The organism is Maribacter algae (assembly GCF_047345745.1).
Classification (GTDB): Bacteria; Bacteroidota; Bacteroidia; order Flavobacteriales; family Flavobacteriaceae; genus Maribacter.
In genome coordinates, this window is the sequence record NZ_JBLFES010000002.1 from 447664 (window position 1) to 462726 (window position 15063).

Genomic DNA, 15063 nt, shown 5'->3' on the forward strand with positions numbered 1-15063 from the left:
GTGTTAATCGTAGGATTTTGTCTAATCGACAAAAAAACAGTTTGTTATTAACAAAATCGAACAAATAGTTGCAATTGTTTAAATAATTTATATTTTTGATTTTGTATACAAAATACAGTATACAGAATATTTCACTTAAAAGTAATAATGGTTTTGAACAAAATATCTATTGATGTATTAGGTAACGTAGCGTACAAAACTGTAAAAGAGATGATTCTTACCAATGCTCTGGAACCCGGTGAGAAAATTATTCAAGACAAGCTCGCATTGGCTTTAGGCATCAGTAGAACTCCTTTGCGCAGCGCATTGAAAATGCTGGAAGCGGAATACTTGGTGGAATCGATACCACGTAGAGGTGTTTTTGTAAAAGGGTTTAGCGATAGCGAGGTCATAGAAATCTATGAATGTAGAATTGCTTTGGAGTGTACTGCGATACGTTTGTTTACTGAGAAGGCAACCGATGAAGAAATAGATGAATTGGCATCCATATTTAATCCATATCAAAACAAAAAAAAAATAAACCTCTCAAAGTATCTGAAATCGGATGTACTTTTTCATGAGACTATCATCAAAAATTGTAAAAATAATTTTCTGAACAAACTCGTACAGCAAGGAAATTTGTTGAGCTGTATAGATAGGATAGGGCTTATCCGACCGCCTCAGGAAACACTCAAAGAGCATATGAACATCATAAAGGCTATTAAAGAAAGAGATGTGGATAAGGCGGAACAATTGTGCAACTACCATTTGACCAAATCTAAAATTCTAATTAACGAAAAGTCGGAAAATGAAGAATAAATCCTTTTTTCCGGTTCGTTATCAAATGGTGGGCGGTACATTTATGTTGGCCTTAATTGTACTTTTTGATAGGGTCTTAATTTCTGTTGCCAAAGACCCGGTTTCCGAAACGCTTGATCTATCGGATAATGAAATGGGTTGGGTGTTGGCAATTTTTGCTCTGGGATACGCTTTGTTCCAGACTCCTGCCGGAATGATGGCAGATAAATTCGGTGCTCGTAAAACGCTGACCATAGTTGTCAGTTTATGGTCCATCTTCACCGCCATGACCGGAGCGGCTTTTAATTTTATTTCCATGTTGATCATTCGGTTTTTGTTCGGTGCTGGTGAAGCCGGAGCTTTTCCAGGTATGGCGAGAGCCATTTACAAATGGATTCCCATCGGAGAACGTGGATTGGTAAATGGTATTAATTTCTCTGGAGGTAGAATAGGGGCGGCCATAGCACTGCCTATAGTAGCATGGCTGATAGAGGTAACCAGTTGGCAACAAAGCTTTTTGATACTGGGTATTCTGGGAATTTTATGGGCATTGGCCTGGTATTTTTGGTTTTGTGATAACCCTGAGGACCATTTTGCAATGTCCAATGAAGAAGTGGCACATATAAAAGCAACTACGCAGCAAGAGGATACCACAGAAGAGAAACAGAAAATTTCTTTTTCAAAAATGTTCAAGTCAAAGAATATGGGTCTATTAATGGCGCAATATTTCTGTAGTAATTTCACTTTTTTCTTTGCACTTACCTGGCTTTTTCCGCACATAAAAAGCACTTATAATTTGGATGTAGTGGAGGCAGGATTTTATTCTTCCGCTCCATTGATTTTTGGAGCGTTTGGCAACTGGTTCTCAGGTTGGTTGGTAGATAGGATTTATAAAACGGGCAAGTGGTCGCTATCTAGAAAAGTACCGGCAATCATCGGTTTTTCATTGGCCGCGATCGGTATTTTTGGGAGTATCTACATGACCGAGATCAATGGAGCTATCATATTTATATCTATGGCGGTATTTGGAGCGGATATGACTTTGAGTCCGTCATGGTCTACTTGTGTGGATATTGGGAAAGAGCATTCGGGGGCAGTAAGCGGTACCATGAATATGGCAGGCAACCTGGGATCTTTTTTAACAGCGTTGGCATTTCCATATTTGGTGTCATTCACCGGTTCCGTGACACCATTTTTCATACTGGCAGCGGTTCTGAATACCTTGGCCATTTTATTCTGGATGAATATTAAATCGGATACGGTCTTGAATATCAATAAATAATTAATTATAAATGATTACTAAAGAAGATTTTAAGGAGGTCTGCGAAACATCGATAAAGATGATAGAAGATGCCGGGCTTTTGCTTACTGAAGTAGATAAATCGAAAATGACAGCAGCTGACTTTGGCTTAAATCACATAAAAAAAGAAGGAGTACAGATTTTGACGATGTTTCAAACGGAACGTATCGCCGGAAAGATTTTGGTGTTACTTCCCAACCAAACGGAGCCGGAGCATTGGCATCCAACTGTGGGCGATGATGCCGGGAAAGAAGAAGTAATTAGGGCAATAAGCGGTAATCTCCGTTTTTATATTCCCGGAAAGGATACTTTTAAGGAAGGCTTTATCGTGGATGGGAAAGAAGAATGTTATACCATGCGAAATGAAATTGTCATGAAACCGGGCGACCAGTTGGTATTACCTGCTGGGACAAAGCATTGGTTTCAAGCAGGCGAAGAAGGTGCGGTAATGTATTCATTTTCAACGACCGTAACTGATTTGAACGATCAATTTACAGACCCCGACATTGTTAGGGAAACCATTATAGAAGGAATTACAACAAACGCATATTAATAAATAGTCCCAAGAAATAAGAAGATATGAAACAAAGTATTATTACGGCATTTTTAAGTAAGACACAGGATAGGTTTTCGGAGTACCAAAAACCCACAGGACTTAGGGAAAGGTTGGAAACCGTAAAAAAGATTGATGGTGTTAGCGGTGTGGAAATTGTTTTTCCCTATGAAACTGAAGAAGCCAATGCTACAAAAGCATTAATGAACGAAATGGGACTTGAGTTTGCTGCGGTAAATGCCAACATCAAGAAAGAGACCAAATGGGTGCCCGGCGCATTATCCAGACCGGATGCGGACCTACGCAAAGATGCAGTTCAATTAATTAAAGATGCAAAAGATTATGCGATTACGGTAGGGGCTCCTTTGGTTACATGTTGCCCATTGTCAGACGGGTACGATAATTTATTTCAAGTGGATTATCAAAAAGGATGGAAGCATATGATCGATGCTTTTGCAGAAGCCGCGGATTATAAACCCGAAATGCCATTGTTCGTTGAGTATAAAATAAACGAGACCCGTGTCAATTGCTTTTTGGACAGTTGTGCCAAAACAATAGTGTTTTTGAAAGAGGTTCAAAATAACGCAACCGGAATTACCATAGATTTTGGACATTCTCTTTTAGCCAAGGAAAATCCGGCAGAAATATTGGCAATGTGCGAAAACTCCAATGTAGACTATTACTTACATACCAATGACAATGATTGGCAATTTGATTGGGACTTGATAGGGGGCTCAAGAAATTTTTTGCACACTGTGGAATTTTTCTTCTATGCAAAGGAGTTTGGTTATGATAAGTTTTTCACGGCCGATGCTTCTCCTCGTATCTTCGACATGGTCGGTTTTTTTACGGAACATGCAGAAATGAACAAGGCTATTTGGGACATTGTTGAAAATTTAGATCGGGATATGTACAGACGCCTTATGAAAGAGGAAAAGCATATGGATTTAATGAAGTTGGTAAGAAAACAGATTTATAGATTGTAATATGAATATTGAAAGCTTTAAAATAATGTTTCAAGAAATAAGAAAATTATAGAGAACTGAGCCCTTATTCACTTTTAAAAGGTTTTTAAAGACTTTACATGCTACTAAAAGGCAATTTCTTGGTCTACTATGAACGAAAAATTTTATGTGGTACTACGGTCGCCTGAATGATGGATGGGGTTGTGGTTCAATAAACACTTGTTAAATCAAGGTCGATAATTGATTTTGAATACGATATAAAAAAATTAGGGATACTAATTTCATTAATTATGATAGATGCTCTCTTTTCACGACAATACATAACAATTCTTTTTGGATTCGTTTTTCTACTTGGTTGCGAACGGCATGCCGAATGGGAAAAAATTGATGCTATAGGAGAACCCACCGCAAGACACGAAGCTGGTTTGGTAGCCTACAAGGATAAGATTGTGTTGATGGGCGGGCGTAGAATCAACCCTACCGACGTGTTTGACACAAAAACAAACACATGGACCGCCAAAGCGCCCACTCCCGTTGAGCTGCATCATTTTCAGCCTGTCGCGGTAGATGATGCCATTTATATAGTAGGTGCCATGACAGGGGAATGGCCTAACGAAAAGCCTTTGGATAAAGTTATAGTGTATTATCCTGATGAGGACAGGTATGAATACACACATGAAATACCCAAAGAAAGAAGACGTGGTGGTGCAGGTGTAGTCTATCATAACGATAAGATTTATGTAGTGGGCGGTATCGTTAATGGACATATGAACGGTTATAAATCCTGGTTGGACCAATATGACCCAAAAACTGGGGAGTGGAAGGTATTACCCGATGCTCCTGATAATCGCGATCATTTTCAAGCTGTGGTAGCCAATAATAAATTATATGCATTTGCAGGACGCAGAACTTCCAAAATTACGGATGAAGACATGGCCTTGACCAATACATACGGAAACGTCTATGATTTTGAAAAAGGAACTTGGGAAGCGGTAACCACAAAATTAAAAATACCGACCGAGAGAGCGGGTAACGGAGCGTTCGTATGGAATAATGAGATTGTTGTTGGAGGAGGGGAAAGTACAGCTCATGAAGTAGCTCACAATGAGTTGGAAGCGTATAACAATGAAACAGGAACTTGGGAGAATTGGCCTTCTCTAAAAGAGGGGCGCCATGGAACCGGTTTTGCTATTGTTGGTGATTATGTATACACGGCATCGGGTAGTGGCAATAGAGGTGGCGGGCCGGAGTTAACTACCGTAGAACGTTTGAAATTGTCTACCTCCAATACTTCAAAAAGTGATGTAGTGGTAAATGACATTTCGGTCTATAAAAAGTGGCATACGGTTACAATACCTTTTGAAGGACCTGAAACATCCGAAACCCATGAAGACAATCCATTTTTGAACTATAGGTTACATGTTGTTTTTAAAAATGGGGACAAGGAATATAAGGTAAGAGGGTTCTATGCTGCGGACGGCAATGCTGCCGAGACCAGTGCAAAATCGGGGAATATCTGGAAAGTAAAATTTACACCTGATGCGGTAGGGGAATGGAGTTATAAAGCAATTTTACATCATGGGGACAGTATCGCTTTATCCAAAGATTTAACATCGGGAGCTCAGGTGGAAATTACCAATGCGGATGGTAGTTTCATGATCGATAAGACTGATAAGGAAGGAACTGATTTCAGGGCTCACGGACGTTTGTTGGCCTCAAAAGGATATTATAAATTTCAGGATTCGGATAAATATTGGATAAAAGGGGGCGCAAACAGTCCGGAAAATATTTTAGGGTATGTAGATTTTGATGATACCTACCGTATGCAGGCACAATCCAGGGATGGGGAGGCTGTTGTGGATAGCGAGATACATTCTTATACCCCGCATTTAAAAGATTGGAAAGAGGGAGACCCTACTTGGCAAAATGGAAAGGGAAAATCTTTGATCGGGGCGTACAACTATCTATCAGATATGGGGATGAATTCATCCTATTTTTTGACCCTGAACATATTGGGTGACGGTAAAGATGTATGGCCCTATGAAAGTCCAGAAGATTTTACCCGTTTTGATGTCAGTAAACTGGAGCAATGGGAAATTGTTTTTCAGCATATGCAATCAAAAGGGATTTTGCTCCATGTGGTTCTTCAGGAGACCGAGAACGAAACCATGTTGGATAATGGTGATACAGGTGCTTTGCGGCAATTATATTTTAACGAATTAATAGCGCGTTTTGGTCATCACCTTGCATTGCAATGGAATTTGGGAGAGGAAAATGGTCCAGCGGAATGGTCGCCAAAAGGTCAAAATGACCGTCAGCGTAAGGCAATGGCCAAGTTTCTTAAAGAAACGGACCCGTATAATCATCCCGTGCTAATGCATACCCATTCCCATGACCCGTTGAGGAGTGAAATGTTGGATTCCATAGTTGGATATAAACATGTTGACGGTCTTTCGTTGCAACAAGCGGAAAGAAAGGAAGTAGTCGAAATTATTGAAAAATGGAAAAAGAAATCCAAGGAAAAAGATAATGAATGGCTCATCACTATGGATGAAATAGGTATGTGGCACACCGCGGTATTGCCGGACAATGAAGACCCAGATCATGATACCATCCGGCAATATGTATTGTGGGGCACATTTTTATCCGGAGGTGCCGGAGTAGAATGGTACTTTGGGGCCAAACATCCACATAATGACCTGACCTCCGAAGATTGGAGGCAAAGGAATAGGCTTTGGGAATTGACCGATTATGCGATTACTTTTTTTAAGGATAATATACCCTATTGGGAAATGGAACCGGAACATTCGTTGATCAATTCTCCAGATTCTTATTGTCTAAGAAAAAAAGGAGATTTATATGTTGTTTATCTTCCAAAAATAAACGAGAATACAATTGATTTGAACGGAATTGAAGGTGAATTTAGCATACAATGGTTTGACCCTCTACAAGGAGGTGAATTGAAAAATGGAACCATAGAAACAATAATTGGAGGGGGAAAGAGAAAAATAGGTCATCCAATAACGGAAAAAGGAAATTCTAAGGACCAAGATTGGGTCTGTCTCATAAAAAGGAAAGAATGAATAACCAACTAGACTTGATATTAATTCTAAAGAAAATGCCAATGAAATAAATTCGTAGAAATACTAAAAAAACGGGAAGTGCGGACACACTCCCCGAAGTAAATTAATCAACACATATAATAGTTAATTATTAAACATTTTAAATATATGAAAAACGATAGGAGTTTTGAATCTTTTTGGTTCAATTCGGTCAGATTTAGTCTAACAACAAAGCTATTTGTTTTTGTATCGATAGGTTTTTTCTTTTCGGTTCAAGCAAACACAGCTATGTCTGGTCTAGAGACATTGGGTCTAAACGTAGATGCTTTTGAACAGCAACAAGTTTCAGGGACTATAACGGATAATGACGGAGCACCTTTACCAGGTGCCAATATTGTAGTTAAAGGAACTGCAAATGGTACGCAAACGGATTTTGATGGAAATTATACATTAAGTAATGTGGAATCCGAAGCGACTTTAGTTGTTAGTTACATTGGTTTTGTAACCCAAGAAGTAGCAGTAAATGGAAGATCAACGTTAAACGTTTCCTTGGTTGAGGATTCACAAACATTGGAAGAAGTTGTTGTAGTTGCTTACGGTACGGCAAGAAAAAAAGATTTAACCGGAGCCGTTGCCATAATTGGTGCTGAAGAATTAAATGTCTTTCCGGCTACAACGGTAGATCAGGCGCTACAGGGTAAGACCGCCGGTGTTCAAATTACTTCCAACTCAGGAGCGCCCGGCGCTTCTGTATCGGTAAATATTCGAGGTGTTGGTTCGTTTGGTAGTACTACACCTTTATATATTGTAGACGGATTTCCTACTGAGGATATTTCTTTCATTAATCCAAATTCAATACAATCCCTTTCAGTATTAAAAGATGCTTCTGCAACGGCATTGTATGGAGTACGTGCAAGTAACGGTGTTGTAATTGTTCAAACAAAACAAGGAACTTCCGGAAGTGTGCAAGTTGAATTAAATTCTTTTGTAGGCTTTAGAACACAGCCAAAAGAAGTGTCCGTTTTAGACGTAAATCAGTTTTCTTCATTGGCAACTGAGCTCAGTGCAAGTTCTGATGCTAGTGTATCCGGTGTTGCTATTCCCTATTCAGGTTGGAGTAATCCTGGTTCGCTAAGAAATATTAACTGGCAAGATGAAATATTCAGCTCCGCGCTTACAAAAAGTTCAACGTTGAATGTTAGAGGCGGTGGGGAGAAATCTCGTTTTGCCTTTTCCGCTGGTGTCTTTGATGAGGAGGGTACACTTTTAGAGTCGAAATTTAAAAGATATGATTTGGGTTTCAACGCTGGGTTTGATATTCGTGATAACCTTCGTTTAAAAGCTAACGTAAAGTATATCACTTCTCAAAATTTTCAGCCTTTTGGAACAGGTCGCGGTGCATTACTGAACTTATTTTCCACAATACCACATTTAGCTCCTACAGGAGAGGCTAACCTCAATGGGGGTACTAACCCTACCGACCGTCCTGTAGATGCCAACGGTAATTTTGGTGCAGTTCCCGATGTTACCGGTGAAGCTTTCCGCGATGGCAGAAACTGGGTGGCCAGAGCGTTGGAAAACGATCAAGACAATGTGAATAATACTGTTTTGGCAAATATTGATGCTGAATGGGACATCTATGGAGGGTTGTCTACACAACTAAAAGTGGGAGGTAGAGTTGATAACTTTGCTGGAGAATTTTTTCAACCTCAATATTATCGGAGTAGTGGAAATGTAGACCTGAGAAACGATGCAATTTATACTACTAATCAAAATACAAGCAATGAGTGGCTAGCGGAATATATTTTAAAATATAAAAAGACATTCAACGAAAAACATACTATTGATATTTTAGGAGGTGTATCGGCACAGAGGAGATACAGAAAATTTTTAGAAATAGAAGGCGTAGGATTTTTGAATAATAGTATCAGAAGTATTGGAGCTGCCAATGATATACAAAACTCAAATGGTTTCTCGGACAGAAGAACACTTGCTAGTACTTTTGCTAGATTAAATTATAATTTTGACAGCAAGTACTATCTAACTGCAACTGTAAGAAGAGATGGTGTCGGGAATGTATTTAGTCCTCAAAATTTATGGGGTGTTTTTCCTTCGTTTGCCGCAGGATGGAATATTGATGAAGAGTCTTTTATGCAAGACAGTGCTTTTAATGTACTCAAGTTGCGTGCCAGTTGGGGTGAAACGGGAAACTTTGCCGGTATTGATCCTTTTGGTTTTCTTCCATTATTTGTTGGCCAAGGAGGTAGAAATGATACAAATTTTAGTTTTGACGGTACTACAAATACCCAATTGGGCCTTGCTCCTCTAGTTCTTGCCAATCAAGATTTAAGTTGGGAGACCCAAACTCAAACTAATATAGGCCTAGAAGGTGAATTGTTGAACGGTAAAATATATTTTGCAACTGATTATTTCAACCGTGAATCTGGAAACTTCTTGTTTTTTCAGACTGTTCCGGCACAAACCGGTTTTGCTACCCAACCACAAAATGGAGGTACTGTTGTAAACAAAGGTTTTGAATTTTTATTGGGGCACCGGGATACAGAAGGAGATTTCACCTATGATATCAATGCAAATTTGACCGTTATTGATAACGAGATTACGGAAATAGACAATATCTCTAAAGAAGTGGTCTTTAGTAATACCTTTTTAGATTCTTTCAATGAAGATGGCTTTTGGTTTGACGTTACTAGAGCACAGGAAGGTGGAGAGGTAGGATCCTTTTATGGCTTTGTCGCGGATGGTATATTTCAAACCCAGGCGGAGGTAGATGCCGCACCAACACAAAGTGAAAACACGTCGGCCGGTGATCGTAGGTTTAAGGATTTAAACGATGACGGCATTATCAATGGTGAGGATAGAACAGTAATTGGTAGTCCGGTTCCTGATTTTTATGGTAGTCTAAATCTAAATTTCAGCTATAAAAGTTTTGATGTAGGTTTCAATTTTTACGGCTCTTATGGAGGTGAGATATTAAATTTGGTAAAACGTGAATTAGAAAGTGCTTCCGGTTATGGAAACTCAGCTTCTTTTTCAAATGTAAGTACGGAGTTTTTTAATAATAGATGGACGCCAACAAACCCATCCAATACTTTTTCCAGAGCACTTATAGATGATGGAAATATTCAGAATAACAGGGCATCTAGTTATTTTGTCGAAGATGGTTCTTATCTAAGATTGCGAAACTTGAACATTGGGTATAGTCTTCCATCAGGCGTTGTAGATAAATTAGGAATTAACAGTTTGCGCATTTATTCGAGCATACAAAATTTATTTACAATCACGAACTATTCTGGTGTGGATCCTGAAATTGGTCAAAATACCGATATCAATGGAAATAGTAGCGTTACAACCAGGGGTATAGATGCTGGAGCTTATCCAATATCAAAGACTTTTACTTTAGGATTTAATTTGAAATTTTAAATAAACTGTTATGAAAATAAAAATAAATAAATTACGAAAAATAGGCTCGCTTGGAGCTTTGACGATAATAGTACTAATAGGTAGTTGTTCTGAAGATTTTTTGGTTGACACAAATAATCGGGACTTGACCAGCGAAGTTGTATTCAGTTCTGATGAAACAGCTCTGGCTGCTGTAACCGGCGTGTATGATGCATTTCAAAATGATTCCCAAGGAGATCCCGGTGTGCCTAACGAGTACAACGTTAAGGGGATACACAGATGGGCCAATAGTACAGGTCTTGATTTCTTGAACAATGAGAATCCGGAAACGAGCTCATATTTAAATTTTAACCCTGATCCTACTAGTAATGATGTGGTTACTAAAATTTGGCCTAATCATTATCGTCAAATAGGAAGAGCAAATATTTCTTTGGAAAATTTAAGAGCAGCTGTTGAGAATGGTAGTGTAAATAGTGATTTAGGAAATCGTTTAATAGGAGAAGTATTGGTGTTACGTGCCATTTCATATCAATATTTAGCAGAGGTATATGGAGGAGTACCATTAATGTTAAGCACAACAGATGATCCTTTTAAAGCTAGAGATACAGAGGAAGCAGTATTTCAGCAAATCGTTGTGGACGCTACTGAAGCAATTGATAAACTACCTTGGACCTATGAAAGGGATAAGGGAAGAGTGTCAAAAGCTGCGGCATATACCGTTTTAGGAAATGCTCATATGTGGTTAGGTCAATACGGCGATGCCGTAGCTGCGTACGAAGCTTTAGAGAATAGTCCTGTACTGGCATTGGAAGAAAATTTTCTTGATATCCATGCGTTGGAAAACCCAAATGGTAAGGAATCCATTTTTGAGATTCAATGGGCCGCTAATGCTGATTTGGCATGGTCAAGAAATGATGAAGTTAATATTTTACAGTTGTTCGCTATGCCTACGGATATAACTGGAGGAGGTGGATTTACAGGTATCCCTACGAAAGAACTTTATGATGCCTATGAGGAAGGTGATACAAGGAGAACGGCAACCGTTTTAGCACCTGGTGAAGAACATCCAGACCCAGCCATTAATATAATAGATTATGATGGGATTGATATTAACACAGTGGGTACTGTTGAAGAGCCATGGACTGGAGGATCTCCAGAAACAAGATCTGGATATTGGGCCGTTAAATCTTGGAGAGATCCGAATATTACTGGCTGGGGTAGAGACGTACTATTTGGAGGCCAAGGTCACATATGGATGCGTTATGGAGGTGCTTTATTAAGTTTAGCGGAAGCAGCCCTGAAAGATGGTCAAAATGCCAAAGCGCAGGCCGCTTTTGATAGGGTTAGAAATAGAGCTTGGGGCGGGGCCGCACCGGCTATAACCGTCACTATGGAAGCTATTCTTCAAGAGTACAGATTAGAACTTGCCGGAGAATTTTCTCTTTGGGGAAAAATTAGAAGATCAGGCGAAGCAATCCAATTCATTAAGGACAATTATGATTTGGATATGCCCGTTGATCGTCAGATATATCCAATACCAGCTTCCCAGATAAGTGCTAACCCTAATTTAGTGCAGAATCCAGGATATTAATAGTTTTGAGTTAGTTTGATTCAGTCGAGAGAGGGGGCTTTGAATTTTATTCAAAAGCTCCCTTTTTTATTTATTTTTAGATAATGAAAAGTAGTTATTTCATATTACCGTTGTTATTTATTTTTATTTCCTGCCAAAAAAAAGAGGTAAAACAATTTAGTTTAATGACTTCCGCTAAAACAGGTCTTTCATTTTCAAATGATATTGTGGAAACGGACAGCTTAAACTATTTCTCATACCCGTATATGTATATGGGAGGAGGTGTTTCAGCAGGGGATATCAATAATGACGATCTTGTGGATTTATTTTTTACCGCTAACATGAAATCTAATGCTCTATACTTGAATAAGGGAAACTTCGAATTTGAAGACATCACCCAAAAAGCCAATGTGACTGGTGATGACAGATGGTTTACGGGTACCACTATGGTAGATATTAACAATGACGGTTATTTGGATATCTACGTTAGCGTCTCAGGAAAAGGAGAGAACAGAACTAATCTGCTGTATGTCAATAATGGCGACGAGACCTTTACGGAAAAGGCTTCGGAATATAATTTAAATGATAACGGACATACTACGCAAAGCACTTTTTTTGATTATGACAATGATGGCGATTTAGATGTCTATTTGGCCAATTACCCTCCAACTCCTTTTAAAAGTCCTGTGATGCTTTACTATCGTAAAGCAAAAAACCCAAAGCTTGAAGAATCCGATATATTATACAGAAATAACGGAGACGGTACATTTACGGATGTTACTGTAGAATCCGGTATCCTAAATTTCGGATTGTCCTTAAGTGCTACCACTGGTGACTTTAATAATGATGGATGGCAGGATATTTATGTATCAAACGATTTTGACTCCGCAGATTATCTATATCTAAACAATAAAAACGGAACATTCAGAGAAATTGCAAAAGAAGCTGTAAATCATACCTCTCAGTACGGTATGGGTACAGATATTGCTGATTATAACAATGATAATCTACTTGATATTGGTCAGGTGGACATGACGCCCGAGGACAATAGAAGATCCAAGGCCAATATGGCAAGTATGAATCCTATCGGTTTTACGAATATGGTCAATGCGGGTCTACATCATCAATACATGCAAAATAGTCTTCAATTGAATAGAGGGGCTGATGCAGATGGAAATCCATTGTTCAGTGAAGTATCTAGAATAGCTGGTCTTGCAACTACGGATTGGAGCTGGTCCATTCTCTTTTCAGATTTGGACAATGATGGTTGGAAAGACGTGACCATATCTAATGGAACGCGTAGAGATATCAATAATAGGGACTACTTTTTGCAGTTAAAATCAAGAAATCATTTCGGAGGAGTTACATTATCGGCAGAAGAGATAAAACGGATTCCATCTGAAAAAGTATCCAATTATGTTTTCAAGAATACCAAGAACCATACATTTAAAAATGTTGTGGAAGAATGGGGCTGGGAACAAAAAACATTTTCCAATGGTGCCTTATATGCAGATTTGGACAATGATGGTGATTTGGACTACGTCGTCAATAATATTGATCAAGAAGCATCGGTTTACAGAAACAATAACATCAAAAATAACAATCATTTAAGGGTTAAATTGAATGGACCAGAAGACAACAAAAATGGTCTTGGCGCAAAAGTAAAAGTAAAGACAAAAGATTTAGAGCAGTATCAAGAACTTACCCTGACCAGAGGTTTTCAATCTTCTGTAGCGCCTGTAATACATTTTGGTTTGGGCAAGCAAGAAACTATAGACCTATTTGAGGTTGTGTGGCCTGACGGCAAAATTTCAACATTGGAAAATATAAAGGCCAACCAAGATCTTGCGATAGATTATGCTTCCGCAGCAAACATTAAAAAACAGAAAAAGAATAAGGAAATGGTTTTTCAAACTTTGCCTTTGGATTCTTTGAACATAGATTTTCGTCATACAGAAAACAAATATGATGATTACGAACATGAACCTTTATTGCCGCATCAAACATCAATGCTTGGGTCAGGTGTTACCGTAGCCGATGTAAATGGGGATACGATGGACGATTTTTATATAGGTGGTGCGTCTGGGCAATCGGGAGCGCTTTTTGTACAGACCGCACAAGGCGAATTTGAAGAAACCAATGACACGGTCTGGGAAAAAGATAAGGCCCATGAGGACATGGACGCCCTATTTTTTGACTTTGATGGTGATGGTGATAAGGATTTGTACGTGGTCAGTGGCGGGAACGAAAAAAATATCATGATATCATATTTTCAAGATCGTCTTTATATAAATGACGGTAAAGGGAATTTTAAGAAAACTACTGCCGTTCTGCCTGAAATGAAAATTAGTGGGTCTAGAGTTGTATCCGGTGATTATGATAAGGACGGCGATTTGGACTTATTTGTTGGCGGACGATTGGTGGCCGGAAAATATCCATGGCCAACCAAAAGTTTTATTTTAAATAATGATAACGGGGTTTTTAAAGATGTAACGAAGGAAATAGCACCGGACTTTGAGAATCTTGGAATGATTACCGATGCTCTTTGGACCGATTTTGACAATAACGGCACACTTGACCTAATTACAGTTGGAGAGTGGATGCCCGTATCCTTTTACAGTAATAAAGATGGAAAATTCAGAAATGTAAATAATACTACAGGCTTGAAAAACACGAGCGGTTGGTGGTTTAGCATAACGGAGGATGATTTTGATAATGACGGGGATAAAGACTACGTAGTGGGGAATCTCGGCTTAAATTATAAGTACAAAGCTACTCCAGAAGAACCTTTTGAAGTCTATGCCGATGATTTTGACAACAACAGTAGAAAAGATATTGTATTGAGTTATTATAATTTTGGAAAATTGTTTCCGGTTCGGGGCAAATCTTGCTCTTCACAACAAATTCCCGCACTGAAAAAGAAATTTGACAGTTATAATTCTTTTGCGGAAGCTGGCGTGGCCGAAGTATATGGCGAAGATGCATTGGAAAATGCGGAAATACATTACAAAGCCAAAACCTTTGCAACTAGCTATATCGAAAATTTGGGAGATGGGAATTTTCAAATTAGGGCTTTGCCAAATGAAGTTCAGTTTTCAGCAGTAAACAAAATTGTTTCCAAAGATATAGATGGTGATGGGCTAAAAGACTTGCTACTCGGCGGAAATTTGTATTCCTCTGAAATAGAGACTCCTAGAAATGATTCTAGCATGGGGAATTATTTAAAAGGAGATGGTCAAGGTAACTTTAGGATTGTTCCTAACTATACGTCTGGTCTATACATGGGAGGCGATGTCAAAGATTTGTCCTTCATTTCAATAGCTAAAAAAAATCATATTTTGGTGGTTAAAAACAATGATTATCCCCAATTTCTTAGAGTAAACTAATCAGTAAATCATAAATATTTGGAGATTTAA

At 38.7% G+C, this 15063-nt stretch carries 8 protein-coding genes; all 8 read left to right on the forward strand.

Annotated elements, in window-relative coordinates:
• Window positions 1-153 precede the first annotated feature (153 nt).
• The 8 genes from ACKWBX_RS09040 (at window position 154) to ACKWBX_RS09075 (ending at window position 15033) form a co-directional block, all read left to right on the forward strand.
• A complete protein-coding gene (locus ACKWBX_RS09040) occupies window positions 154-798 on the forward strand; it encodes a GntR family transcriptional regulator (RefSeq protein WP_413968349.1) in 645 nt (214 codons plus the stop codon).
• Window positions 788-2059, forward strand: a complete 1272-nt coding sequence (locus tag ACKWBX_RS09045; RefSeq protein ID WP_413968350.1) for an MFS transporter — start codon at window positions 788-790, stop codon at window positions 2057-2059. Before ACKWBX_RS09040 ends, ACKWBX_RS09045 begins: the two co-directional genes overlap by 11 nt.
• Window positions 2060-2069: 10 nt before the next feature.
• Entirely contained in the window at window positions 2070-2630 is a 561-nt protein-coding gene (locus ACKWBX_RS09050; protein WP_413968351.1) for a D-lyxose/D-mannose family sugar isomerase, read from the forward strand.
• A 26-nt stretch (window positions 2631-2656) separates the two neighbouring features.
• Entirely contained in the window at window positions 2657-3616 is a 960-nt protein-coding gene (locus tag ACKWBX_RS09055; protein ID WP_413968352.1) for a sugar phosphate isomerase/epimerase family protein, read from the forward strand.
• Window positions 3617-3885: 269 nt separating this feature from the next.
• Window positions 3886-6678 carry a Kelch repeat-containing protein gene (locus ACKWBX_RS09060; protein WP_413968353.1) on the forward strand — a complete coding sequence of 931 codons (2793 nt, stop codon included), beginning with the start codon at window positions 3886-3888 and terminating at the stop codon, window positions 6676-6678.
• Between the two features lie 267 nt (window positions 6679-6945).
• The gene (locus ACKWBX_RS09065; RefSeq protein ID WP_413968354.1) at window positions 6946-10098 is read left to right on the forward strand and encodes a SusC/RagA family TonB-linked outer membrane protein; all 3153 of its coding nucleotides are present in this window, start codon (window positions 6946-6948) and stop codon (window positions 10096-10098) included.
• Window positions 10099-10108: 10 nt separating this feature from the next.
• Window positions 10109-11668 carry a RagB/SusD family nutrient uptake outer membrane protein gene (locus ACKWBX_RS09070; protein WP_413968355.1) on the forward strand — a complete coding sequence of 520 codons (1560 nt, stop codon included), beginning with the start codon at window positions 10109-10111 and terminating at the stop codon, window positions 11666-11668.
• 164 nt (window positions 11669-11832) lie between these two features.
• The gene (locus tag ACKWBX_RS09075) at window positions 11833-15033 is read left to right on the forward strand and encodes a VCBS repeat-containing protein (protein ID WP_413968356.1); all 3201 of its coding nucleotides are present in this window, start codon (window positions 11833-11835) and stop codon (window positions 15031-15033) included.
• The last annotated feature ends 30 nt before the right edge of the window (window positions 15034-15063 follow it).